This is a genomic window from Bacillus sp. M13(2017), assembly GCF_002218325.1.
Classification (GTDB): Bacteria; Bacillota; Bacilli; order Bacillales; family Bacillaceae_G; genus Bacillus_A; species Bacillus_A thuringiensis_K.
In genome coordinates this window covers 87,317-113,481 of record NZ_KZ268505.1, presented here as the reverse complement: position 1 = coordinate 113,481, position 26,165 = coordinate 87,317, and the positions used below count along the sequence as shown (strand labels likewise).

Genomic DNA, 26,165 nt, shown 5'->3' with positions numbered 1-26,165 from the left:
TATTGCGCAATAAAACAATTTATATAATACTATATAAAACATATACATTTAGGAGGATTACAGCAATGTCCGAAAAAACATACGAACTCGCAACCTTCGCAGGCGGTTGCTTTTGGTGCATGGTAAAACCATTTGATGAACTTCCTGGTATTCATAAAGTACTTTCTGGCTATGCAGGAGGTCATGTAGAAAATCCAACATATGAACAAGTAAAAGCTGGAACATCTGGACATTTAGAAGTTGTTCAAATTACATTCGATCCTTCTATTTTTCCTTATCAGAAATTACTAGACTTATATTGGCCACAAATCGATCCAACTGATGATGGCGGACAATTCTTTGACCGTGGTCCATCTTATCGCACTGCTATTTTTTATCATACTGAAACACAAAAAGAGCTTGCTGAAAAATCAAAACAATCTCTTGCAGAAAGCGGTATGTTTAAAGATCCAATCGTAACTGCAATTCGCCCGTCTGCACCTTTTTATGAGGCTGAAGAATACCATCAACATTTCTATAAAAAGAACCCAGAGAAATATGCTACTGAGCAAAAAGAATCTGGCCGTGAAGACTTTATAAAAGAAAATTGGCAAAAAAAATAATAAAAACGCATCGTGCTTTTTTAGTACGATGCGTTTTTATTTTTGATAAAAGTACCATACAATGATGAGAACAACCGCTGTTAATGCCCAAAGCGCTACTTCATTTTTCACTCTACTCTTTTTCTTAGTCATTTCATCTCCTCCTAATAGCAATACAACGTATTCAAGATTTCCTCTGTTTCATTGTCCACCTTATATACATAAATACATCCTTACCAATCCTTATAACAAGACCACAAATGATTCCGATTGCAATTGAAATTATTAACATCTGTACAAAACTAAGAGTAGTTGTGTATGTTATGTAGATAACAATGCATACAAGTAAAACATCCGGTAAAGAAAGCAAAAACTTTTTAAGTATTTCTTCAGCTCTCCTATGTCTTATTTATCTCTTTTGCTGTAGCTTTGAAATAAAATTTATTTGAAAATCCCATTTAGACCTTCATTTTACAGAAAAGAATACCCCCCCTTTTGAAAAGGGATTCTTATGTACATGTTCTATTCCATAATTACTCCTAAAATAGAATAATATTACTAATGATTTGTTGTACATTAACTATTTGCCAGGCAATCGGATGTTGCGCCAACTACCTACATCGCATTGACCGTATGTATTATCACCTACTGCTACCACGGTGCCATCTAATTTTAGACCGACCGTATGCGCACAACCAGCCGCTATCGCTACAATATTACGCCAATCGCTTACATTACATTGACCATACTCATTCCACCCGACTGCCACCACGGTACCGTCTGATTTAAGTCCGATTGTATGATTCGTACCAGCTGCTATTGCCATAATATCTTTCCAGCTGCTTACATCACATTGACCAAGTTTATTATTTACCCACTACCAATCTAATTTAAGAGCAACGGTATGACCACGACCCGCTGCTATCGTATCTTTAGACCACCGTTTCGCTTTTAACATTTCTTCTTCCGGTGAAATGTAATTCATATTTACCTCCTTCAAAATAAACAACTATTTCAAAGTATATCTTTTATCAAACTTTATTTCATTATCAAGACCTAAATCGTAAAAAGTCATAAATAATAAAGAGTGATACATATTAGTCATCGATAATATGTATCACTTTTCACTACTTTTTCCGCAATCTCGCCCTTTAATGGAATAATAGATTACTTATAACTGGTTTGTTGAAATATTATAACCAAAATATTTTTGTTGACTGTGACACTGGTGTCATACTTTAGAATTAAGTTTGAACATCTGAAAGGAGGCATTTTCATTGAAGAAAAATGACCAAAGTGAGAAAGAACAAAATATCAGTCAAGTATCAGATACAGATGTATCTATGATGGAGAACCCGAACCGTTCACCTGTTACAGTTATTGGCTTGGGTCCGATGGGCCAGGCGCTGGCTGGTACATTCCTGATGAACGGCCACCCTACGACATTATGGAACCGAACTGCCGAAAAAGCCGATTATCTTGTTTCTCAGGGGGCGATTCTTTCGAATTCAGTTATCGCCGCGGTCTCTGCAAGTCCCCTGGTGATCATTTGTGTTCTGGACTACAATATCGTCCGTGAAGTCCTTGCCCCTGCGGGAGATGCCCTGAAGGGACGGACACTGGTGAACCTCACTGCCGACTCGCCCAAACGTGCCCGTGAAATGGCCACATGGGCTGCCCAACACGGAGTCGATTACCTCGATGGGGCGATTATGACCCCTACTCCAACCATCGGGACGCCTGCGGCTTCCGTCCTGTATAGTGGACCAGAATCCATCTTTAAGGCCCACCAACCGACCTTGGCAAGCTTGGGTGGCACTACTTCTTATCTTGGGGCGGACCCTGGCCGGGCAGCGGCATATGATGTGGCCCTGCTCGATCTCTTTTGGACATCCATGAGCGGTTACGTTCACGCTCTCGCCCTTGCCACTGCCGAGAATATTCCGGCAAAGGAGTTCGCTGTTTATGCCCAGGGTATCATAGGCATCTTGCCCGACATCATGGCTTATTTAGCAAATGAAGTAGACTCGGGTCACTACCCTGGTGACAAGTCCAATATCATCTCGGCCTCGGCAGGAATGGAGCACATCATCCATGCTGCTCAGCACCACGGCCTCGACGTCAGCGTTCTGAGTGCTGCAATGGCCGTAACCCAGCAGGCCATCAACGAGGGCTACGGAACCGACGGATTCTCTCGCTTGACCGAACTGCTAAAGAAACCGTCTGCATAACATCATAGTCTTCTGTAAAGATCCCGGATTCCGCCATAATCGCGGACTGGGATCTTCAATTATTTCGTTGTTTCAACTAAGAGAATTTCCATTTCTCATTCTTCTTTTATCCGTCATTTGCATGATTTGTTTTTCCAACCGATGCTTTACAACGTCCAATACACTGATTTGTCTGTTAATTTGATCCAGCTTCACTTGATAAGTTTCCAGCATTTCTTCACAAAATTCATAGTCTTCCGGACCATTATCCTCGCATTTCAATATTTCCTCAATTTGTCCCGTTGTCAGCCCCAAACCTAAATAAAGTTGAATAATTCGAATACGTTTGATGGCGGATTTATCGAACTCGCGATAACCATTTTCAAGGCGTACAGCGGTAATTAGATTTTTTTCCTCATAATGCCTTATGGATCGGATACTTGCACCTGTCTTTTTAGACAGCTCACTGATTTTCAATAGAAACGCCTCCCTATTAAATGTTCGAAAATCTTATCTTATAATATGACATTAGTGTTACGGAAAATAATAACATATAGGTTTTTGTTTCATTGAAGTTGTGACGTAAGTGATTCAGTTTTTCAAATAATCGTTCTAAAACTGATTGGGAGATACGGTTATAAGGTTTCGTTTTTGATTTCCGTTTATCTATTGAACTAATTATCCTCTAATAATCATAGTACAGTTAAATTTTTAATCTACTTCTTCAAAAAATAAAAACCTCCAGTTTAAGTACTAGAGGTCTTCCATTTTATTTCTTTAATCGCTCAATAAAATCCTGTAATTTATCAAGTGATTTCATGTTCTGATTACAAGCTACACCATCTTTGCAAATATAGTTTCCTTTTTTTACGAAAGTTCCTGGTACATCGCCTTTAATTTCAACTAAAAACATCCCAACTTCTTCATGTCCATGACATAACGAACAAATGCTTTTTTTATTTAAACTTTGGAACGTTCCTTGCAGACCAACAAATTTATTTTTATCATTTTTCGCTATAATAAATTTCCTGCTTGATCCCTTATCAATCCAGCTTAAATAAGATATTTCTTTCATATCTATTTCTTCCATATCAGGAAGTTTTAACTTTTTCGCTTTAGGAAACAATTTTTTTAATGTTTGTGCTGTAACTTCTTGAAACGGAATTACATACGGATTTATTTTCATTAAAAATGATTCTGCATCTTCTCTATTTTGAACTGTTAATACCGTATCAATTAACTCTTTCTGTTCATCCGTTAAATTCTCAAATACATGTATTATCTTTTCAATCGCAAGCGATTTTAACGCTTGAATTACACCTCTATCATTTGCGGTTGCATGCCCGTTTGCTAAAATATAAGCTTGTGATTTTATAAAATTATATTGATCACTTCTAATAAACGCTTCCATCTTTATCACTCCATACAAATTGTTGATCTAGTTTTATTGTATACAATGATTACGTTTTTTGATATGTAAAAGATAACTTAGAAACAAACATTACATATATCACTTATTCTCTACCGCTGCATTTCCTGACAAAAGAAGCCATCATCTGCTTTCCATTCCGCATATAATACGTCTTCAAATTTAGTAATTCCTTTTTGCTTTATTTGTTTATAAAGCCACCCTTCATCAAATCCTGCTTCCCTCAAATTATCCTTAACTACTTTCCCATCACTAATTAATGAAATTGGTAAGTATACAGGCTTATGTTTTAAACTTAAATCATTTATAGTAGGAGATTCGTATTTACTTTTTTTCAGAACGCTTATGTTTCCATTAGGTTCCAATATCATATATTCAACTTCTCGGATTGAAAATATATCTTTTTGTTGTCTTAACATTTGTTGTAATTGGTTAATATCCAAATGATTTGATTTTAATTGTTCTCTATCAATATGCCCATTACGAATGATAATAGAAGGGTATCCTTCAAAGAACTTTCTTGTCCTTCTAAATTTTTGTGTTATTGCTTCTATTGCGTAAATTAATATTACCCATACAAAAACAGCGTATAAAATAGACCATACTCTCACCTCAGGATCATATACAGTGTTTCCAACTAGTTCTCCGATTACAATCGCAGAAATAAAATCAAAAGGGGTTAGCTGTGATATTTGTGTTTTCCCTAATATTTTAGTAGCAATTAATAAAACAAAAAAACCAACAAAAAGTTCTATCGTTATTTGTCCAAGATGATTCATATATGTTCACCTTTCTGTAATATGAAATATAAAGTTTTTATTCCTATTCACATTTCTATACAATACTATTGCGATTCATTTTTTCTATTATCATGCCCATTCACACCCTATATATCCAATACATACAAAGCAAAAAGAGTCTAGTTCAAAATAATATTTGAACTAGACTCTTTTATGCTCATTTAGAATATACAATCTTTTTAATCGTTTCCCCAGAAAGAAAATATTCTTCTGCAAGTTGATGAATAGCAATCCCACTTTTAAACGCTTCTTTAATCGCTTTATTTCTTTCATCTAGTTGTTTTCTTCCGCCAGATCGTGTACCCCATTTATAATGTTTCGTTTCTTGTTTCGGAATATAAATTGTTTCACCTTGTATATACTTTTGAATTTCAGTAATTAAACTTTCTGGTAAAACCGTCGCGGCTTTAACGTATTTCATTTCTGCTCGCCCCTTATTTTTTATGGTTCATTTCAATAAGGTGCAAAGCCAAATATAAAAAATGATACGAGCTCATTTAGGCGATTGTATATTACTTGTCTACCTCACGCAAAGTATCGCCATTTCCATACTTGGCTTTGCATGAGACGTTGCAGTGTCTGGCAATTGAATTGTAATCGCCATTTAAACACCTCCTAATATACCTTTTGCATTTTATTATATGATAAATCCCTTCCCCTTGCATCCACATCCTTTTTAAAGCGTGAAATTACTTAATTTGATATAATACTTTTTAATTGAATCAAAAATCATTGTGAGGTTACATTATGAGGAAAAAAATTATCATTACAACCGTTACACTATTCTTTATTATCACGGCATTATTTGGAACATACAAATTGATGAACGCAAGAAGCTTTCAATTATTTGGAGATTTAACACAACGCGTAGAAACAAATGAAAAAGTGATTGCTTTAACTTTTGATGATGGCCCTACTAACAATGTAAAACAAATATTACCGCTACTAGATAAATACAACGCTAAAGCTACTTTCTTTTTAATTGGAAATGAATTAGAGAAAAATTTATCGTTAGGAGAAGCTATCGCGCAATCTGGGCACCAACTTGGAAACCATACATATTCTCATAATAGAATGGTTTTCAAAACACCTTCTTTCATTAAAGGTGAAATAGAAAAAACGAATTCATTAATCCGCCAAACAGGATTTACAGACGAAATTGATTTTAGGCCTCCTAACGGGAAAAAATTAATTGGACTACCCTATTATTTAAATAAAAATAATATCGAAACGATTATATGGGATCTTGAGCCCGATACTTTTTATAAATCTACGGCTGATAAAATTGAATATGTTAATAAAAATGTAAAACCAGGTTCTATCATTTTATTGCATTCTATGTATGATGAGTCTAATGAAAATTTACAAACGATTGAAGGTATTTTAGATTCTTTATCTAAGAAGGGCTATCAGTTCGTAACAGTAAATGAATTGCAAAAAAGAGCAAAATAAAAAGGTAGCGTATCTTTGTATGATACGCTACCTTTCTTTTTATATAATGCCAAGTACATTTAAGAATACGATAATAATCGCAATTGGTGCGATATACCGAAGTAAGAATAACCATAATACGAATAGTTTATAACCTTTATTTTTACTTACACCTAGCTCTTTCATTAATACATCTTTCTTCATTTTCAAAGGAACAAAGATAGAAACTAATAATACACCTAGTGGCATTAATACGTTACTTACTGCATAGTCCGCTAAATCAAAGACTGTCTTTCCGAAAATCTTCAGATCACTTAATATACCGAATGATAATGCTGATGGTACCCCAACAACGAAGATTAATAACCCTACGATTAAGGCCATTTTTTCACGTTTCCCTTTACCTTTTGATGTTAACGACGCAACACTAATTTCTAACATCGAAATTGCTGATGTAATCGTAGCGAAGAAGAATAGTAATAAGAAAACGATGAAGAATAATTTTCCAAATGCCATTTTACTGAAAATAGCTGGCAATACGATAAATAATAGTCCCGGTCCTTGAGATGGTTCCATTCCGAATGCGAACACAACTGGGAAAATTGCAAGTCCTGCAAGTAATGTAATAACAAGAGTTAATGCTACGATAGAAAATGCTGAACGTGGTAAGCTTTCTTCTTTCGGTAAATACGAGCTATACGTTACCATAACGGCTACCCCGACAGATAACGAGAAGAACGATTGCCCCATTGCGTATAAAATAACTTCTGATGTTACATGTGAGAAATCAGGTTGTAAGAAGAAACGAACGCCTTCTCCGGCACCATCTAACGTAAGTGCACGAACTATTAATACAAAGAATAAAACAAATAGTGCTGGCATGAAATATTTATTTACTTTTTCAACACCATTTTGTACACCTTTACTTACGATAAAAATAGTAATAAGGATGAATAATAGCTGTGATCCAACTGCTAAATATGGATTGGAAATGATTTCACCAAACGTAGCTTCGTATGCTCCATTTCCTTCCCATAGTCTACCTGTAATTGCATTCCATAAATATAATAAAATCCAGCCTCCTACAACACTGTAGAAAGAAAGTAATATGAAACATGTTACAATTCCTAATTTACCTAACCAAGGCCATAACGTTTTAGGAGCAATCTCTCTATATGCATCAACAGCCTCTTTTTGTGTACTTCTTCCAATAACAAATTCAGCTAATAATAGCGGTAAACCAATTAATAATGTGAAACCGATGAAAATTAGGAAGAATGCTCCGCCTCCTCCAATGCCGGCCATATATGGGAATTTCCAAATCGCCCCAAGACCAATTGCCGAACCTGCTGCAGCTAATACGAAACCTAATTTCGATGTCCATTGCTGTGAATTCATTTATTAATCTCCTCTCTATCTCTTCTTTTTTGTTACAATTCGGTATTTATATTGTTCTATCAATACTCTTTTCTAATACGTTCACTTCCTCCCTAATAATAAAAAAACGCCCCTACGTAAATACGTAGGGACGACAAAAATATCGCGGTACCACCCTAGTTGTGAAGAACACTAAGAAACCACCTAAATAAAAACGCCCCTACGCAAAAACGTAGGGACGATAAAATATCGCGGTACCACCCTAGTTATGAAGCCACACCAAAGTTAGGACCTAAATAAAAAACGTCCCTACGTAAATACGTAGGGACGATAAATATCGCGGTACCACCCTAGTTGTGAAAAAATCTTCACCACTTTATTTGATAACGGTATAAACTACCGTCTTTCATTTCCTCATAATGCGAGATTTATGAAAGATGCTCCAGGACGAACTTCATGAATAATCTATATACTGATTCACACCAACCATCAGCTCTCTGAAATAGGGAGATATTCACTACTATACCCTTTCATTGCCCAAATATTATTTTCCGAATTGATTACTATCATTTTTATCACACATTAAAAATAGTGTCAACTTATATTTTGAATTTTTATGTATTACAATCTATTTAAAAATTCGAAATATAAGTTTTAGTTTAGAAAACAAGTAGATTAGTACATAACGAATTCTAACAGGCAATAGAAAAAGAATTACGTATTATTGATACTTATTCCAGAAGAAAAATCATCTAGAAACATAACCTATCTCTATCTGTATTAGTTTTTAAGAGTTTGATGGATACCAAGAAAATTCCGCATCACTATCCAGTGGTCTATTTTTCGTTTCTTCTTTAATTACACGAAACCATTCATTTAAAATTTGAGTTTTTGGCAATTGAGCAGCAAGGTTATCTTCCCAAATTATATGTGAGAACCAGGCTTTCGTTTCCCATTCAAACTGCAATTGTGCGAACGAAATTATAGGGTGATCAGCTTCACGAAATTGCTCATTTACTGCATTTGAAACTTCTGGAGCTTGCGGTAACAACTCGTTCTGAATTCTATTTTTTATCGTCTCATTTTCTAGCTGATCCCAGAAATACAATTGTCCGTTTATTTGATAAAAAATATCAAATGAAGCCTCACCTTTCTTCAAATTCAATAATACGAAGGCACGTTCCACATCATTGTCAGCTGCTTTTACAGCATTAATAATTATATTTTGTGCCATTGATACCCAGTAACTAGTCGCTTCCTCTACCGGTGATTCAACATACAATTCTTCACTTAATTCATGAAGAGTGGCCTCTTGCTCATTTACTTTTTCAACTTTTTTAAAAAACCTATTAAAAAACCCCATAACTTCCCCCTTATTACTATTTTCTATTTCACAAAATAAAAAATAGATTTTTCTTGCTCATCCACATTTACTCCTGGCGCGTATGTATGAACTTGTTGCAATACTTCTTCTATTAGCAACTCTAACTCCTGCACACTATTTTCTGGACTCCCTATTAATGTATCTGCCATACGTTTATATAATTTTTCAGGTTTAATAGTCATTCGTTCCACATTATTAGGCATCCATTTAAACGCTGGATGATGCACGTACATTTTATTCAAACCAAATAAAACACCAAATACATTCCTTTGTACTTCACAAATAACATCATAAAGCATAAGCCAATCTTTCCGTTTTAAAAGCGCCTTTCGATTGTGCCAACGATTACTTAACCATAGATTTTCTGAAATCATCCGTTTTGCTAGTTCATCTGGATATGCCGCTACTCTATCTTTTAATTCATTCACTTTCCCTTCTCCATACAAACTAACACCATCATGAACAGATGATACAATACATTGTTTTTCATAACTTATATCATATTGATCCACCACATCCGAAATCACTTTCTCTACTGTCTCTGTTAAAAAGTTACTAATCTCTAATTTAATTCCCTCTTTCGTTAAATACGTTTCCGACCATTCTTCTTCCTCATACGGATGATACGATAATATTTTCCCATCAATATGATAAATAGGGGCCCTACGATCCTCATCTTCCGGCGGTGTTGACCATAAAATATGTAATTCTATATCTGAATGTTCATCTTCAAGTTTTCTAGCTACTGAACCCGCTAAAATAATAGCTTCCACTTTCGGATTTTTCCTATAAATCTCTGACATCTCTATCGCTTTCTCTTTTAATCCCATTTCATTTCCCCCTAAAATTGCAGTAATCCCTTATATTTCATTTATCTATTTCGATTTTACAGCTTGCATTACCTTTTCAAATTCCTACTACATCATATTTCTATCCAATAGCGCTGAATAACTTCACCAGTACGAGAAGAAACTACTTCATTTTCTAACACACCGCCAACCTTTTGAATCGTTTTAGCAGAACCGATATTGGATTTATCGCAAGTTATTAACACTTTCTGTAATCCTAATTTTTGTGCTTCAGCTAATGCAAGCTTTAGTTGTTTCGTAGCGTAACCGTGGCGACGTTTATTTGGATGGACACTATATCCAATATGACCGCTTTCCCGTAATAATTCTGGATTTAATCTATGTCTAATATTCACAAAACCTATAAGTTCCCTTTTTTCAAAACTTAAAAACTGGCTAGATGGCACTCGATTAGCTAGTATATTTTCTCCTAGTTCTTGTTTACTCACTTTTTCAAACCATTCATCAAGAGAATCAAAGTTTTGTAAAGAACTACTTCCATGTGGTTGTTCCCCTGATTGTAAAAATGCCTGTCTATACGCCGTAATATGCTCACTATATTCATGGATTGGTTTTAATAGTTTCATTGTTCTTCTCCCCCTCTTCATTCCATAAACCAAACACCTTAATAGCAGCTATTCACTATTAAGGTGTTTCTATCCTTTTTTATTCAAATAACCCCATGCTCAAATAACGTTCACCTGTATCAGGCGCAATACATAAAACTTTTTTACCAACGCCTAGACGTTTCGCTATCATAATCGCAGCGTAAACAGATGCTCCAGAAGATGGCCCAACTAATAATCCTTCTTGTCTAGCTAAATTTCTCATTGTCGTTAAAGCCTCTTCGTCTGCAATTTGAATAATTTCGTTATACACTTCTGTATTTAAGTTTTTCGGAATAAATCCTGGGCTTGTTCCTACTAGTTTATGAGGACCTGGTACACCACCTGATAAAACGGGAGATCCTTTCGGTTCCACTACTGCAATATATAAGTTTGGTAATTTCTCTTTTAACGTTTCACCAGTCCCTGTAATCGTTCCACCTGTTCCTGCCGTTGCAACAAAAGCATCAAGCTCTCCATCCATTTGTTCGTAAATTTCAAGTGCAGTCGTATAACGGTGAATATTCGGATTAGCTGGATTTTCAAATTGTTGCGGGATAAAACTATTCGGTATTTGTTTTTGCAGTTCTAACGCCTTCGCAATTGCTCCTGGCATTCTTTGTTCTGCTGGTGTTAAAACTACTTCTGCCCCGTATGCTTTCAATAAATTAATACGCTCTTTTGACATATTGTCTGGCATAATTAAAATCGCTTTATACCCTTTAGCTGCTGCGTTCATCGCTAAACCAATTCCTGTATTCCCACTTGTCGGTTCAATAATTGTATCCCCTGGTTTAATGAGACCATTTTCTTCTGCAACGTGAAGTAAATTATAAGCAGCACGGTCTTTCACACTACGTGATGGATTAAACATTTCTAGTTTCACATACACGTCCGCTGCGTCTTCCGGAATAAATTTAGATAATCGGACGACAGGTGTATCTCCTATTAATTCTGTTACGTTTTCACATAATTTCATAGTGCATCCCCTATTCTATCGTTTTCTTATCACTTGGTAATAACCATGAAGTAAGTCCAATTAACGGTAAACAACTACATAATATCATAATGAACTGAAGGCTATATATATCAGCTAACTTTCCTAGTACTACAGCACCTAGAGCACCAAGGCCGAACGCAAGACCTACAATTAGACCTGATACCATCCCCACTTTTCCCGGAACAAGCTCTTGCGCGTATACAACAATTACACTAAAACTACTTGAACTAATAAAACCGATACATAAAAATAAAGGTACGACCCACACAAGTGAGACATGTGGTAATAACAGTGCAAGTGGCGCTGAACCTAACATTGAAAATACGATGATGTTTTTCTTACCAAATCGATCTGCTAACGGTCCTCCGAAGAAAGTGCCTAACACACCAGCAATCATAAATGCGAATACGAAATACTGGGCATTTTTTATAGATAAACCATAATGCTCAATTAAGTAAAATTGATAGAAATTCCCGATACCTGCACCGTACCAAGAGCGCACAAAAGTAAGAAAAACAAGAAGTATAATTACGAATTTAATATGTGTACTTACAATTGCATTTTCCGCCTCAAGCGCAGCTCTCTTCTTCCTTCTTACAGCGCCGGTTGCTAATTCATTTTTGTACCAATTCGATACGAAAATTAATAATGCAATTCCTACTGCTGCAAATGCTGTAAAACCTAATGAACCAATTTGACCGAGTGGAACGAAAATTAGCGCTGTAAAGATAGGAGCTAAAGAATTCCCCGTGTTTCCCCCAACTTGATAAATCGCTTGCGCTAACCCTCGTTTTGCACCTGCCGCCATATACGCAACACGAGCGCCTTCTGGATGAAAGACTGCGGAACCTAAACCAATAAATAAAACAGAAATAATAACAATAATAAAGTTTGGTGCAAACGCGAGTCCAATCATTCCAAGCATACTTGAAAACATGCCGAGTGGTAATAAAAATGGTGACGGCTTCTTATCTGAATACATACCAAACACCGGTTGCATAATCGATGACGTCATATTTAACGCAAACGCAATCCACCCTACTTGCATATAGGATAAATTCATCGTTTTTTCCAAAATAGGAAACAACGCCGGTACAACTGCTTGCATCGAATCATTTAAAAAATGTCCAAAGCTAATCGCAAATAATATTCGATATATTGTCGGTGTTTCTACTGTGTTTTTTTGCGAAACTGCCTGCATATGTGAATCGCTCCTTTCTGTACAAAAAATATATTTATTACAGTAGGTGTAATAAATTCTGACTTTTGAAACATTTCTATTCTATACTGCTTTCATTTCTTTTTCCAGAAATATAACTTAACTCCCATCATTGACTTGCATCCTTGTAACTTTCAGCCGTAAAACATTATAGAAAAAGGCAACCCAATCACAAACTGGGTTGCCTCTTACATTAAATTGCAAAACGCTTATACTTCTCGTAATCGCTCGTCTTACATTCCACTTCTAGTTTCGTACCTTCATTTTCATAACTCGTTGATAAAACGTGCGCATGATTATTGAAATACGAAACTACCTGTCCTTGATCATATGGAATTAACATTTCACACTTCGTATATTCTTTATAGATGTGTGAGCGAATCATTTCTACAAGTTCTTCAATTCCAACTTGTTTCTTCGCTGATAAATAAACACGATCTTCTTGCACTTTCGGAATTTCAACATCTACCATATCTGATTTATTATAAGCATAGATCGTTGGAATATTTTCTACTCCAATTTTCTTTAACGTTTCATTTGTAATATCAATTAATTGTTCATAATTTGGATTTGCGTAATCTACGACGTGAATAAGTAAATCTGCTTCCGCTACTTCTTCTAACGTTGAACGGAACGCTTTCACAAGATGATGTGGTAATTTACTTACAAATCCAACTGTATCTGTTAATAAGAATGATTTATTATCTGGTAAATCAATATTTCGTACAGATGTTTCTAACGTCGCGAATAACATATCTTTTTCAAATACTTGCTTTTCTTCTGTACCATTATAAATTTCAAGCATTGCATTCATCGTCGTTGACTTTCCTGCATTCGTATAACCTACTAATGCTACAACAGGTATTTCATTTTTCTTACGCTGCTTTCGCTGCGTTTGACGCTGGGCAACGAGCGCTTCTAAATCTTTATTTAAAACTGAAATTTGTTCTTCAATTTTACGACGGTCTAACTCTAACTTCTTTTCACCGACACCTTTATTTTTCGTACCAACGCCGCCGCTCTGTCTTCCTAACGATTCACGAAGACCGATTAAACGAGGCATCATATACTGAAGATGGGCTACTTCTACTTGTAGCTGTGCTTCTTTCGTTTTCGCACGTTGCGCAAAAATATCTAAAATTAAAATGGTACGATCAATTACCTTACAATCTAAATCCTCTTCTAAATTTCGAATTTGTGAAGGAGATAATTCATCATTAAAGATAACCATATTCGCATCTATTTCTTGTACATACGCTGCAACTTCTTCAATCTTTCCTTTTCCGATATAATGCGATGGATTTACTCGTTGTAAATTTTGCGTTACTTGCCCAATTACCTCTACATCACAAGCTTCCGCAAGATTTGTTAACTCTTCCATCGAATATGCAAAATCATCTTCATTACCTACATTTACTCCAACTAAAACTGCTCTTTGTAATACTTCTTCCATATATTTATTCCTCCATTTCGATTACGTAAAATAAAAAACACAGGTCGCTGCCTGTGTTTTCGTAAACGGATAAGGGTTCACCAAAGAAATAGAAGAAAGCTATGCTTTCATCCTATTTTATAGTCAAAAAGTCCCAAGATTGTATACGTATCCACAATAAGTGTTCACCTATACAATCCCATTCTATTTATAAAGGCAAAACAAAAAGAGGGCGTATTCGTCCCTCCCTCTTTTTCACATATAAGCTTAATAAAGGGTTCCTTTAAAATAGGCAGACCAATCCCGTTCACTCTGTACACAGACAGAGCCTTTGAGCGCTATTCAATTATTGGCACAAAGTATTGAGACGTAATCTGATTAAGATCAAAGGAAGCCCCTCCGTTCATTTTAAGTTACATAAAGTGTAGCATAAGTAATTCGCTTTCACAAGGTTTAACAACCTATATCACACTAAAGAAAATCGTTATATTTTTACTTTAATCGTCATTTTTTGCGAGTTTTTTCACAACAAAAATAACAAAAGCAATTATCAATTTTAGAAACTTCTCGTATATTATTTTTACAGCACTCGCCAAATTCCTTCATAGTAAGTTAAGTATTATCGTTTTAATACAACAAAAATCTTTATTGACATTTTTATAACCTGATATTAGTATCAGGTTATAAAAATAAAAGTTAGGAGATGTTTCTATGCATTCTAAATCTCGTATTACTGCAATTGGTACTTATGTTCCAGATCAAATATTGTCTAATAACGATTTAGAAAAGATGGTCCATACGAATGATGAATGGATTTTACAAAGAACAGGAATGAGGGAAAGAAGAATCGCTAGCGAAGAAGAATACTCCTCAAACTTAGCCATTAAAGCAATTAAAAATTTATGTACAACATATAAGAAAAACTTAGAAGATGTCGACTGTATCATTGTCGCTACTACTACTGCTGATTACGTTTTCCCTAGTGTTGCTTGCCAAATACAACAATACTTCAACATACCTCATACACTAGCTTTTGATTTAAATGCAACTTGTGCTGGTTTTACATATGGACTACACGTCGGTAATAGCTTAATCACTTCTGGATCACATGAAAAAGTACTTGTCGTAGCGACAGAAACATTATCTAAAGTTACTGATTATAGCGATAGAACGACCTGTATTTTATTCGGTGATGGTGCTGGAGCTATTTTATTAGAAAGAGATGAAGACACCCCAAGCTTTATCGCTGCTCACATGGGAACAAACGGTGATGGCGGCATTCATCTATATAGAACAAACTTATCTACTACTATGAATGGCACACCACTGCAAACAAATGAAAAAATCGTTCAAAATGGAAGAGAAGTATATAAATGGGCAACACGTACAGTGCCAAAAGGCATAAAAGATTTAATACATACCGCAAATATGCAAGTAGATGATATAGACTGGTTCATACCCCACAGCGCTAACTTACGAATGATCGAATCTATTTGCGAAAAATCTCAAATTCCAATACAAAAAACATTAACGAGCGTGGAATATATGGGGAATACCTCTTCAGTCACCATTCCACTCGCTCTAGATTTAGCTATAAAAGAAGGAAAGTTAAATAATGGAGACACACTTTTACTATACGGATTCGGTGGCGGACTTACGCATTTAGGACTTATTTTAGAATGGAATTTAATTTAAGTGTATAAAAAGAGGCTCTAGTCAGTAACTAGAACCTCTTCTTCATTTAATTTCTTACCCCTTTTCGAGACCATATCACAACAGGAATAAGTAACAACGCTAACACGCCTCCAGCCAATGACAATGCCGCATAACTTGAATTCGCTACTACCATACCTGACATCGCTCCACCAGAAGCTCCAGCTAGCGCAATAAAAACATCTATTTTCCCTTGTGTTTTAGCACGTGTATACGGTGTTGTGGAATCAACAATTTGTGCTGTACCACTAATCAATCCGAGGTTCCATCCTAGCCCAAGTAAAGAAAGAGCAACGATTAATAATAATAAAGAATCACTTGGCGCTATCGCAGCTATGACACCCGCTGCAAGTAAAATCACTCCACCAGCTATGCTCATTGTAGTTCGGCCAATTTTATCAATTAACATTCCTGTAACGAGAGATGGAAGATACATTGCACCTACATGAAAACCTATCACAAGTCCTACTGCACTTAAACCGTGACCGTGGTGTCCCATATGAACTGGCGTCATCGTCATAATCGCAACCATCACGATTTGCGTAAGTATCATTACGATTGCTCCAACTGTAATACCTCGTTTATTTTCTTTCGCTTCTTCTGTTATTGGTTGCCCTTTATATGTATGTTCCTGTTTATATCTTTCTATTATGTTAGCAATAATTAAAGGATCTGGACGAAGCATAACAAAAAGAACTAGCCCCGCCAGTATAAATGCTGCTGCCGATAGTATGAACGGACCTGCAAGTTTAGGAACTCCAATTGAATGAGCAAAACTACCCATTACTCCTACTAAATTTGGTCCTGCAACTGCACCGAAAGTCGTCATTACCATCGTAATACTAACAGCCGTTGCTCTCTGCTTCTTATCTGCTAAATCTGTACCTGCATAACGAGCTTGTAGATTCGTGGCTGTACCGGCACCATATATGAGTAAAGAAATAAGTAAAAGAATAATGCTATTCGTTAAAGCTGCCATTACAACACCAATTGCTCCAAATCCGCCTACTATAAACCCTGTTGCAAGACCTATCCGGCGTCCATATCGTTGCGAAAGCTTCCCTACTATGAAAGCTGCTAATGCCGATCCTAATGTAAACATAGCAGTCGGTAATCCTGCAAATGCATCTGTTCCAAGCATTTGCTGCGCAAGAAGTGCTCCCACTGTAATACCAGCAGCTAGTCCTGCACCGCCAAACATTTGTGAAATGCTGACGATTATTAACGTTCGTTTGTATAGTTTTTGTTGCTCCTCTTCTGTGTACACATGATTATCTATTAAAGCCCCTGCCTTATCTAGCAATTCCCCATCCTCCTTTTAAAATTAATCCCTCTTGTTAATGTACTATGTATAATGTTACATATTCAATGGCATTTTCCATTCATACCTTTCATTCTAAAAAACTTTCTAATCATACTCGACTTATCCCATGCTATATTAAAAATACTACTATTCACAATACGCAAGGAGAAAACAATGAAAAAACAGGCTAATAGCAGCCTGTTTCCCTTTACACTTCTTCTACTATCCTTCCCCTTCTCTTTTTACTCAAAGCTCTTCCTTCCCAAAACAACAAACTTACGAAAGCACAAATTAATATAATTGGCACACTTGCTTTATATAAATCTGTAAAACTCATAGCCATCTGATTCTTGGCATAATGATTCACATCATTCGAGAATGTGAGTACCTCTTTCTTTATACTTTCCTCTTGTTTTTCAACTTCTTTTGTCACTTGCCTCATAACTTCTTCTCTTTTTACATCCCTATATTCTACTGGAACTTTTCTTAATATTTCATCCGTCTTGTCGCGAATCAATTCTTCCTTCTTCTCTTTACTTAATCCCATTGTCATTGCATTTTGTTTCTTATTTATATTCGATTCTAAACTTTGATTCTCTATTTTTTCTTTAGTTATTTGTAAAATTTCAGTTTGCTCAGTACTATTCACATGAATATTCCGCACCTTTTCTTCTGCATAACGATATACTTTTTCTTTATTTACAGTTAAATTATGAGTTAAGTTAGAGACAAATATTGCAACCGCCAATACAATTCCAACTTGTCGTAACATTGATACAACACTTTGAGAAGCAGTTAACAGTTCTCCTTCAAATGAAGAAGCACTTAAAACTGTAATTAGCCCCACTACTAAACCATATCCAACACCTAATATCATACACGGAATAATAATTTCTATATTTGTTGAATGAACATCAATCATTTGCAACCAATAGTAGGAAAGCCCCATAACAAGAAATCCTGACAAAATAATAGTTACTTTTCCGAGTTTTTTAATTAAAGTTGCTGCAACTGGTGAAATTAAAAATATCATTGCTGAAATAGGTGTCACTAAAAAAGCCGCTTCAATTTCCGTCCGACCTTGTAGTTTCGTCAAGAACGTTGGAAGCAATACAGTAACTCCAATTAAAAATAAATTACTTAATATAACAACGATAGACGCTCCGACAAACATTCGATCTTGAAATAACTTTAAATTCACCATTGGGTTATGAATCTTTCGTTCTACTAAAACAAATAGAATAAGAGAAATAGTGCTAATTGCATAACAAGACAAAGCAATATTACTTTGCCATCCCCATGTATTACCTTTTACTAATATGAGAGTAAATGAAAAAATTGCTGTGCTACTTAATAGTAGTCCTATCCAATCTATTTTTGAGATAATACGTTCTTCATTTTTTATTTGTAGCATGATGCAACATAACACGATTCCTATTATACAAACCGGAACATTAACGAAGAACACCCATCTCCATCCTAAATTTTGCGTAATAATTCCACCTATCACTGGTCCCATAGCAGCTGACAATCCTTGTGTTACTCCTAAAATCGCAAGCGCAACATGCCTCTTAGCTAATGGCATAGCTGATACACCAATTACCATACTTGTTGGAAATAAAATCGCTGCCCCAATACTTTGTATAAAACGAGAAAAAATAAGAAAATCACCTGTATTAGCAAAAGCGCAAAGTACCGATCCACCACCAAAAATCACCAAACCAAGAATATACATCTTTGCTTTTCCAAAGATATCAGCTATCCGCCCTAACGGAATGGCGAGTACTGCAATCGTCATTGTATAAACATTTAATACCCAAGACATCTTTTCTAATGAAGTATTTACACTCGATTGTATTGCCGGTAAAGCTATATTCATAATTGTCGTATCAATCATACAAAGAAAGATACCTAGACACATTAAAAAGACAATCTTAATACCCTTTGTTTGCTCCATCTTTATATACCCCTTTATTTATTGTGAACGCGTTTTTCATTCTTCTGTTTTATTGTTTTCTTTCGCCTCTAACTCTTCTAATTTTTTCTTCAAAGTCTCCACTTGTGCACTATACGATGCAATACCTACATCTAGTGAAATTTCTTCGACGAAAGTAATACCTACTCTCCACTTTTCATATTTCAATCGAAGATCTGCAATGTACGCTTCTTTTCTTTCAATTTCATCTTTAATCCATTTTTTTATTGTTACATCATCACTATAGTTACCAAAATACATTCTCATTAAAAAATCCGAACGTAAAACATCCTTCTCTACAGGCGTCTGCATGTATTGATAAAATTCTTCACGCCCCTCATCTGTAATAAAGTACATTTTCTTATTCGGTTTTCCCTCTTGCATGACAACTTCTTTTTTTATTTTCCCCTCATTCTCCAATTGTCGTAACGTTGGATAAATCATTCCAAAACTTCCATCAAAAAAATGAGTAAATACGTCTTCAAACACAATTTTAATATCGTAACCAGACAATTCCTTTTCCATTAATAAACCTAAAACAACATCTCTTCCCTTCAAAGTAAAACCCCCACATAGTATATAATCGATAATCATATTAACAATATTAATATGATTATCGATTATATACCTTATTTTGTTATTTGTAAAATGTTTCTAAATAAAAAAGCCCCATAATTTGGTTTTACCAATTCACAGGGCCATTTTCTTATTTACTCTTTCACACCTACATCTTGCAAAACTTCAATATCCTCTTTCATTTCATAATAATAAGAAGGCAATTCTATACCATGTTCTAAGAAATAATCCTCTATGAATGAAATAATGATTTTTAACGTTTTCACACGGGCATACAATTTATCGTTACTTTCAATAATATGCCACTTCGCATTTTGCTTACTTGTTTTTTCAAACATGTCTTCCATCGCTTCAACATACTCATCCCATTTTTCACGATTACGCCAATCTTCGTCTGTAATTTTCCATCTTTTCAAAGGATTTTTCTCTCTATCTTTAAATCTCTTTAACTGTTCCTCTTTACTTATATGGTAGAAGAACTTCCCTATTATGTAATGGTCATCTGTTAGTAGTTTTTCAAAACCATTAATCTCATCGTATGCTCTCATCCACTCTTCCTTTGTAGCAAAACCTTCAACACGCTCAACTAACACTCGACCGTACCATGAGCGATCAAAAATGGTAATTTGCCCGTACTGTGGAATTTTGCGCCAGAAACGTTGCAAATAATGGTAACGTTTTTCATGAGGTGCAGGCGCTCCAATTGGATTTACTTGGAACCCACGCGGGTCAAGATGTTCCGTCACCCGCTTAATTACCCCACCTTTACCAGCCGCATCCCATCCTTCCATAACAAGCATAACCGCGATTTTTTCTTCTTTCAAAATTTGCTGTAATGCTAATAAGCGCCTTTGATATTTTTCGAGTTTCTTGTTGTACTTAGATTTTGATTCAATTTTTTTCGTTAAATCTACTTTAGCAAGATGTCCATTTTCCATAAAACGAATCCCCCTTGTTGTATGATAATGTTATTTTAACATATTTTTGGTAATTTTTTCATATCCTAAAAAGCTGTGTAGAAACATCTCTACACAGCTTCCTTCTCTAATTTCACATCTACAAGCACATTTAACTACATTAAAATAAATAATTTATACGGAACTCTTAGTATATTTTTTTTAAAACGTAAAAATAGCTCTTTTAAAAAGGGCAGCAATCTAAATATAAAAAAACAAATTTATTCTTTCTTACTACATACGTAATTATGCCAGCTATAAGAGTAGTGAATAAAATATTGATTCACTACTCACAATAGCTACCTTACATTATATGGTATATTTACTCGTAAAGAGAAGATAATAACAAGTAAATCTATTAAAGAATGGGAGCTCTAAAAAAATGAAACGAAAAATATTAACTCTCTTTACACTTTTATGCTTAGCACTACCAATACAAGCTAGTGCTTACACATTTCAGTCACTACCGATTGCGTCAAAGTCTAAACAATGGTATGTCGAAATTGATAAATCTCATAACTCAAACAAGCAAGCAATCCAGCCAAAACAAGGTGTATTTGATACGTATAGTTTACTCGTAAAAAACATCGGTCATGATGTATCAAACGTATCTGTGGAAATACTTGATAACAATCCTACCTCTAAAGCTACCTTTAAACCTACTACACCTAATGAAAATATTTCTAAAAGTCATACAAGCTTTGACTACATGGTATTCCCATTAGACTTTAATAGTCATAATTTTAAAGTTGTGATTACTTGGGAAGAAAAGAATTTCTCTTATAACGGCCATCCGGTAAATGAAGGTAAAAAAATGAAACAAACATTTGTATTTAATGAAGAATAAGTCCTAATTTCTTTAGGGCTTATTCTTCTCTTTTGAAACCCTCTTGTATCGCTTCCGTCACTTCTTTTGTAATTTCCAATTCTGTTGCTTCCATACTAATTTTCTTGTGCCAAATATGTACGGACGTTTTTTCATTACAAAGATGTTTTATTAATACTAATTGATTATATGCTAGATTATTTTCTATATGGGTAGCGATATAGACTGTAAAATTGTTCGCTTCAAAGACCTTTTCTTCCAAAATGTATTTACTCTCTAATTGCCTCGTTACTATATCTTTCAAGTTTTCTATAGTCATGCATATCACCCCCTTTTCCCATATAATCAATTAAATCGACGAATACTCGGTACAGACAATGCGATTCCAATTGTTAAAATTACTAAACTAGCTAGTGTTATAATAGTTATCTCGCCACCTATGACAGTAGCTAACCAGCCTACAACTACATACCCTAATGGCAATAAAGCAAAAGAACCCAACATATCAAGGCTTGCCACTCTTCCGAATGCTTCTTCTGGTACAAGTTCCTGTAAACTAGTTTCCCAAATGAGTCCAAATATCATCATGCCAAATCCTTCAATTACCATTAAGAATATTAAGGCGGGTGCCCAAGAAATGAATGGCATAATTAATAAAGCAATGCCACTAATTAAAACACCTCCATAAGCCAGTAATCCTCTCTTATGCCACCGCTCTTTCCCACCAAATATTAATGCGGCAATTACAGCTCCACCACCAGAAAAGGCCATGCCAAGTCCATACACGTAAGCTTCAAAATGATGATGAACATTAAATAACCACGGAATTAATACGACGATAATGACGGCATAACAAATATTTATAAAAGAAAAAACTAAAATTGTAATCCACAGCCACGGATGACTTTTTAAAACTAAAACACCTTCCATAAACTCTTGTTTGTAATTAAGCTTACTCTTTTCAATGGGTTTTACTTTTTTAAACTTAATTTCTTTTAAAAATAATAAACATAAAAATGATAATAAGTACGTTACTGCATCTAGGCCGAAACCTATCCCTGCAGACGCAACCGATACGATTAACCCACCAAGTGCTGGCCCAATTAATCGTATACCTTGATTACTCATTTGAGTGAGTGCGTTAGCTGCATTACGAATTTCAGGAACGAATACTTTCGCCCTTACAGCAGAATATGCTGGTTGGAATATCCCTTCCATAAGTCCGTATAAGGCAACGAGAATATATAAAACTGTAATTGTTAATAAATCCATAAATATAAGCGATGCAAGTAATAGCATTAATATACAGCGGAGTATATCCGTAAATAACATTAATTTAACCCGATCAATTCGGTCTACAATTAAACCTGCAAACGGTAAAGCGAGAATATTAGGTAGCATGTACATTGCCATTGTCATCCCCATCACAACTGTTGAGCCAGTTAATGAATACACAACAACTGGAAGTATGACCATAGTTATCGAACTACCTAAGGCCGAGAGTAATTGTCCAATCCATAAAAATTTAAAATGTGGTGACTCTTTAACTGGCGATAATAATTTACCAACATACCCTAAATCTTTTTCTCTTTGTAATTCCCCTTGCATCTTTCTCTCCTCTTTTCAAATGATTATAGACTTCATAATAAAATGCCGAAAATTAACAATATTCTATTTTAATTATATAAGAAACTATTATGTTATGGTAAAATTATCAAGAAAAATAAAGGAGAATACATTACAATGCCTTCAAATTCACATAACATCGAGCACCGCATCTATACAATGTGTATGATCCAGCGCAACAATGAAGTTTTACTCATAAAACGCCCCAGCCATCGAAGTTTCCCTGGCTATATCGCTCCTGGCGGCAAAGTAGATTTCCCCGAAAGTATCGTTCAAGCCGCTATAAGAGAAGTAAAAGAGGAAACTGGATTACTTGTTTCGAATTTAACTTTTAAAGGATTAGATGAATATGTAAATCCGAAAAGTAATGTTCGGTACATGGTATTTAACTACTGGACAGACTCATTTGAAGGTGAACTTCTTTTAAACCCTTCTGAGGGCGAATTATTATGGATACCAATCGATACAGCACTACATCTTCCTATGCAAGATTGGTTTAAAGAGAGATTCCCATTATTTTTTGAAACAGGCACTTTTGAAATTCAACGTGTTTGGGATAATGAGCTAGATAAACAAATTGCTATAACAATTACACATACGTAAAAAAGCTTGAAATCTCTCCAAGCTTTTCTTACTTCTCCTCTACTTTCTTAATCTTATAATCAATTTCTAAAAACTTAACTCCAAATATCCACATTCTATGATTAGCTTCTAGTATGTGATCCGTGCGCTCTTTTATAATAAAAGTCTCTGCTAATGGTAAACGTATTGTTAAGAACCGAGTATGTAAATAAATCCCCTCATCTCCCTGACCATTTTCTCTTAACTTACTAGTAATGATTAAATCATGACTATCATTATATATTTTCAAAATACCAGTCATATTCGAATAAGGTAAAGGTAAGGCGATATTCATATATGTCTCATTCTTATTTGTATGCTTTGAATAAAGAGCTACAAAAATAGATTCACCTGCTTCATTTTTCCTTAGCCAAGCCCTTACATTCTCTCTTCCATCTTTCTCATCTATTACATTAATGATAGAGCCATGCATCGTTTCCCAATTGCCGCCCATTCCTAAATGTATTTGTCCCACACGCTTACTCATTTTCTCATAACAAAATGCAAATGGGCGGAACCAACGAGCCCATTTAATATTTGATTGCAACTCATACTCTGTTGTATTTTCATAAAAACGAATAATACTTAAAGGTACCTTCGTCACGTCAAATGACTCACTATGAAAATCAGTTATTTGATCAACTAAACCGTTGTATTCCTTACTGCCTACTAAATTGCCGCTATATAAAAAAGCCTCACCAATTGCCACACTTCCTCTTAATTTACTCATTGGTTTCCCATAGTATTTATAATTCGGAACACTCTTTTCGATCATCCAGCCGACAAATGCCGGTAACGCTACTCCAATTCCATTGACAACACCATGAATCCAAACCATTTGAGCAATTGTAATCGTCATTACATGCTTCAAATTCCCGTATGAGTATATAAGTGAGAACATAATTGTAACCATGAGTGTACTAGACGAAACGATTAGAAAAATCTTTGCACTGATAGCATTAAATTTTGCTCTCCAAACGTAAAATCCATACCCATAAATCGCACATAAATATAGAAACACTGCAAAAAATTCAAATATTCTCGAGTATGTAATTCCTATTGCGACTGTCATAGGTGAAATCATGATGATAAACATAATAACATCATATACTTTACTTCTCTTTTCTCTTTTTCTCCCTATTAAACCAGCTGATAATGGCAATAGAAACGCCGAATAATGAAAATGTGCAGCTGTGAGTAAAACAATGTCAGAGCTAAACTGCATAATTGAAAGTTTTGCTACTGAAGCAAAAAACCAAAAACCACCTAAAAACAAATAAATAAACGCACTATCTATGGCGGTCTCTTCTAACGGCTTCCATCCTCTTTCTAGCAATCTACTTACACCAAATAACGCAACAATTCCTGTATATACAAACCAAACTAGCGCAAATACATAGTGATTTGTGACGAAAGCTAGCATTGCACAAATTGCTGCAATTGGATATAAAAACGATACGAATTTATAAAATAATAAATACGATCCATCTCTTTTTCTTTTATCAATAATACAAAGTGACATTGGTATAAATAATAAAACAGATAATAATATAATTGCTTCAACAGGATTTATATTCGACCGCTCACATAATAGAAAAACAACATAACAAGCAAGCCCAAATATTATATTTTTCATATCGTTTATTTCCTTTCCACAAATGTTCCCTTATATGAAAAAAGCGAGCCAATTAACGGGTTTCGTACTTGTACATGAATTCGAAAACACTGTAGTGTTGCATCATAACTTTCAACAATTTTTGCTTCACCATACAAGAATTTTGGCAACGGAATTTTTCTTCCAAACATATAAAACCATTGTTTCTTTGAAGCAATATGCATTGCCCCTAACTCATCGATATGAAAATGTAGTGTAGAAACGAGTAAATGTGGTTCGCCAAAATAATCTACAATTTCATTTTCGTTTTCATCCAATTGCATAACTGCGTTAAAATATCTTTTCTTATTATGAAAATAAAAAGTACGGTTCCACCTTACTAATTCTTGTCCATATTCATCTCGCTCAGCTATGTTTTGTATCGTAAATGGAATTTCCTCTCCTCGTTCCGAGAAAAACATTCGAAACTTCGATGCAATTTTCAATATAAATTTCACGAAAAAAGAGCCACCGTAAATTTCATCCATCTTTCCTTCCCCTGTAAAACTATTCTCTTCTGTAATGGCATAACGCTTCTGCAATTCAGGATGAAGATTTTTATAGGTATCCCCTAATAATCGTTCATACATATTAGCCAT

Annotated in this window: 26 protein-coding genes, 1 pseudogene and 1 other annotated feature; of the genes and pseudogenes, 6 read left to right on the top strand and 21 right to left on the bottom strand. The window is 35.0% G+C overall.

From position 1 onward, the window contains the following. Positions 1-65: 65 nt before the first annotated feature. A complete protein-coding gene (gene msrA, locus CGQ22_RS15660; RefSeq protein WP_001291891.1) occupies positions 66-602 on the top strand; it encodes a peptide-methionine (S)-S-oxide reductase MsrA in 537 nt (178 codons plus the stop codon). Between the two features lie 163 nt (positions 603-765). On the opposite strand, the gene CGQ22_RS15650 is transcribed toward msrA, so the two are convergent. Then, entirely contained in the window at positions 766-966 is a 201-nt protein-coding gene (locus CGQ22_RS15650) for a hypothetical protein (RefSeq protein WP_033672568.1), read from the bottom strand. 195 nt (positions 967-1,161) lie between these two features. Then, positions 1,162-1,452: pseudogene (locus tag CGQ22_RS15645) on the bottom strand (chromosome condensation regulator); the annotation flags it as partial. Positions 1,453-1,927: 475 nt separating this feature from the next. On the opposite strand from CGQ22_RS15645, the gene CGQ22_RS15640 reads away from it, so the two are divergent. Next, positions 1,928-2,812: an NAD(P)-dependent oxidoreductase gene (locus tag CGQ22_RS15640; protein WP_347361483.1), complete on the top strand. Its 885-nt coding sequence runs from the start codon at positions 1,928-1,930 to the stop codon at positions 2,810-2,812. 72 nt (positions 2,813-2,884) lie between these two features. Here CGQ22_RS15640 and CGQ22_RS15635 read toward each other — a convergent pair whose 3' ends face one another. The 4 genes from CGQ22_RS15635 to CGQ22_RS15615 form a co-directional block, all read right to left on the bottom strand. Next, complete coding sequence (locus tag CGQ22_RS15635) at positions 2,885-3,268, bottom strand: MerR family transcriptional regulator (RefSeq protein WP_089148950.1); 384 nt, start codon at positions 3,266-3,268, stop codon at positions 2,885-2,887. Positions 3,269-3,560: 292 nt separating this feature from the next. Then, on the bottom strand, positions 3,561-4,202 hold the full coding sequence (locus CGQ22_RS15630) for a FusB/FusC family EF-G-binding protein (protein WP_000387065.1): 642 nt from the start codon (positions 4,200-4,202) through the stop codon (positions 3,561-3,563). A 110-nt stretch (positions 4,203-4,312) separates the two neighbouring features. Next, positions 4,313-4,999 (bottom strand): DUF421 domain-containing protein, encoded by a 687-nt coding sequence (locus CGQ22_RS15620; RefSeq protein ID WP_001015963.1) that lies wholly within the window; start codon positions 4,997-4,999, stop codon positions 4,313-4,315. A 178-nt stretch (positions 5,000-5,177) separates the two neighbouring features. Next, complete coding sequence (locus tag CGQ22_RS15615; RefSeq protein WP_000878308.1) at positions 5,178-5,441, bottom strand: CD3324 family protein; 264 nt, start codon at positions 5,439-5,441, stop codon at positions 5,178-5,180. Between the two features lie 326 nt (positions 5,442-5,767). Between CGQ22_RS15615 and CGQ22_RS15610 the strand changes: the two genes are divergently transcribed. After that, complete coding sequence (locus tag CGQ22_RS15610; protein WP_001227583.1) at positions 5,768-6,472, top strand: polysaccharide deacetylase family protein; 705 nt, start codon at positions 5,768-5,770, stop codon at positions 6,470-6,472. 39 nt (positions 6,473-6,511) lie between these two features. Here the strand turns inward: CGQ22_RS15610 and CGQ22_RS15605 are convergent, their stop codons facing one another. The 7 genes from CGQ22_RS15605 to hflX form a co-directional block, all read right to left on the bottom strand. Then, complete coding sequence (locus CGQ22_RS15605) at positions 6,512-7,849, bottom strand: sodium-dependent transporter (RefSeq protein WP_001088187.1); 1,338 nt, start codon at positions 7,847-7,849, stop codon at positions 6,512-6,514. 299 nt (positions 7,850-8,148) lie between these two features. Continuing rightward, positions 8,149-8,371 (bottom strand) — a binding site (T-box leader). A 244-nt stretch (positions 8,372-8,615) separates the two neighbouring features. Beyond that, a complete protein-coding gene (locus CGQ22_RS15600) occupies positions 8,616-9,191 on the bottom strand; it encodes a hypothetical protein (RefSeq protein ID WP_000505538.1) in 576 nt (191 codons plus the stop codon). A 23-nt stretch (positions 9,192-9,214) separates the two neighbouring features. Beyond that, on the bottom strand, positions 9,215-10,042 hold the full coding sequence (locus CGQ22_RS15595) for a DUF4037 domain-containing protein (RefSeq protein ID WP_089148949.1): 828 nt from the start codon (positions 10,040-10,042) through the stop codon (positions 9,215-9,217). Positions 10,043-10,134: 92 nt separating this feature from the next. Continuing rightward, the gene (locus CGQ22_RS15590) at positions 10,135-10,647 is read right to left on the bottom strand and encodes a GNAT family N-acetyltransferase (RefSeq protein WP_000771275.1); all 513 of its coding nucleotides are present in this window, start codon (positions 10,645-10,647) and stop codon (positions 10,135-10,137) included. Positions 10,648-10,726: 79 nt separating this feature from the next. Continuing rightward, complete coding sequence (cysK, locus tag CGQ22_RS15585; protein WP_000762273.1) at positions 10,727-11,644, bottom strand: cysteine synthase A; 918 nt, start codon at positions 11,642-11,644, stop codon at positions 10,727-10,729. 10 nt (positions 11,645-11,654) lie between these two features. Continuing rightward, positions 11,655-12,866 (bottom strand): MFS transporter, encoded by a 1,212-nt coding sequence (locus CGQ22_RS15580; protein ID WP_001149411.1) that lies wholly within the window; start codon positions 12,864-12,866, stop codon positions 11,655-11,657. Positions 12,867-13,077: 211 nt separating this feature from the next. Beyond that, on the bottom strand, positions 13,078-14,337 hold the full coding sequence (hflX, locus tag CGQ22_RS15575) for a GTPase HflX (protein ID WP_000393286.1): 1,260 nt from the start codon (positions 14,335-14,337) through the stop codon (positions 13,078-13,080). 690 nt (positions 14,338-15,027) lie between these two features. Between hflX and CGQ22_RS15570 the strand changes: the two genes are divergently transcribed. Next, positions 15,028-16,011 carry a ketoacyl-ACP synthase III gene (locus tag CGQ22_RS15570; RefSeq protein WP_000555746.1) on the top strand — a complete coding sequence of 328 codons (984 nt, stop codon included), beginning with the start codon at positions 15,028-15,030 and terminating at the stop codon, positions 16,009-16,011. 46 nt (positions 16,012-16,057) lie between these two features. Here CGQ22_RS15570 and CGQ22_RS15565 read toward each other — a convergent pair whose 3' ends face one another. From CGQ22_RS15565 to CGQ22_RS15550, 4 genes are all read right to left on the bottom strand, one after another. After that, positions 16,058-17,332 (bottom strand): MFS transporter, encoded by a 1,275-nt coding sequence (locus CGQ22_RS15565; protein ID WP_000884515.1) that lies wholly within the window; start codon positions 17,330-17,332, stop codon positions 16,058-16,060. Between the two features lie 208 nt (positions 17,333-17,540). Continuing rightward, complete coding sequence (locus CGQ22_RS15560; RefSeq protein ID WP_089148948.1) at positions 17,541-19,289, bottom strand: MFS transporter; 1,749 nt, start codon at positions 19,287-19,289, stop codon at positions 17,541-17,543. A gap of 36 nt (positions 19,290-19,325) precedes the next feature. Further along, a complete protein-coding gene (locus tag CGQ22_RS15555) occupies positions 19,326-19,865 on the bottom strand; it encodes a PadR family transcriptional regulator (RefSeq protein WP_000678333.1) in 540 nt (179 codons plus the stop codon). Between the two features lie 152 nt (positions 19,866-20,017). Further along, entirely contained in the window at positions 20,018-20,821 is an 804-nt protein-coding gene (locus CGQ22_RS15550) for a polyphosphate kinase 2 family protein (RefSeq protein ID WP_000427325.1), read from the bottom strand. Positions 20,822-21,221: 400 nt separating this feature from the next. On the opposite strand from CGQ22_RS15550, the gene CGQ22_RS15545 reads away from it, so the two are divergent. Continuing rightward, entirely contained in the window at positions 21,222-21,686 is a 465-nt protein-coding gene (locus CGQ22_RS15545) for a hypothetical protein (RefSeq protein ID WP_000823344.1), read from the top strand. A gap of 19 nt (positions 21,687-21,705) precedes the next feature. Here CGQ22_RS15545 and CGQ22_RS15540 read toward each other — a convergent pair whose 3' ends face one another. Both CGQ22_RS15540 and CGQ22_RS15535 read right to left on the bottom strand, forming a co-directional pair. Continuing rightward, positions 21,706-21,984: a hypothetical protein gene (locus CGQ22_RS15540; RefSeq protein WP_089148947.1), complete on the bottom strand. Its 279-nt coding sequence runs from the start codon at positions 21,982-21,984 to the stop codon at positions 21,706-21,708. A 26-nt stretch (positions 21,985-22,010) separates the two neighbouring features. Next, complete coding sequence (locus CGQ22_RS15535) at positions 22,011-23,273, bottom strand: MFS transporter (protein ID WP_089148946.1); 1,263 nt, start codon at positions 23,271-23,273, stop codon at positions 22,011-22,013. Between the two features lie 135 nt (positions 23,274-23,408). Here CGQ22_RS15535 and CGQ22_RS15530 point away from each other — a divergent pair, with 135 nt between their 5' ends. Continuing rightward, a complete protein-coding gene (locus CGQ22_RS15530; RefSeq protein ID WP_089148945.1) occupies positions 23,409-23,894 on the top strand; it encodes an 8-oxo-dGTP diphosphatase in 486 nt (161 codons plus the stop codon). Between the two features lie 28 nt (positions 23,895-23,922). Here the strand turns inward: CGQ22_RS15530 and CGQ22_RS15525 are convergent, their stop codons facing one another. Together CGQ22_RS15525 and CGQ22_RS15520 are read right to left on the bottom strand one after the other, a co-directional pair. Beyond that, on the bottom strand, positions 23,923-25,548 hold the full coding sequence (locus CGQ22_RS15525) for a YndJ family protein (protein WP_000789393.1): 1,626 nt from the start codon (positions 25,546-25,548) through the stop codon (positions 23,923-23,925). 5 nt (positions 25,549-25,553) lie between these two features. Next, positions 25,554-26,165, bottom strand: coding sequence for a DUF4166 domain-containing protein (locus CGQ22_RS15520; protein WP_000002648.1), 612 nt, complete (start codon positions 26,163-26,165; stop codon positions 25,554-25,556).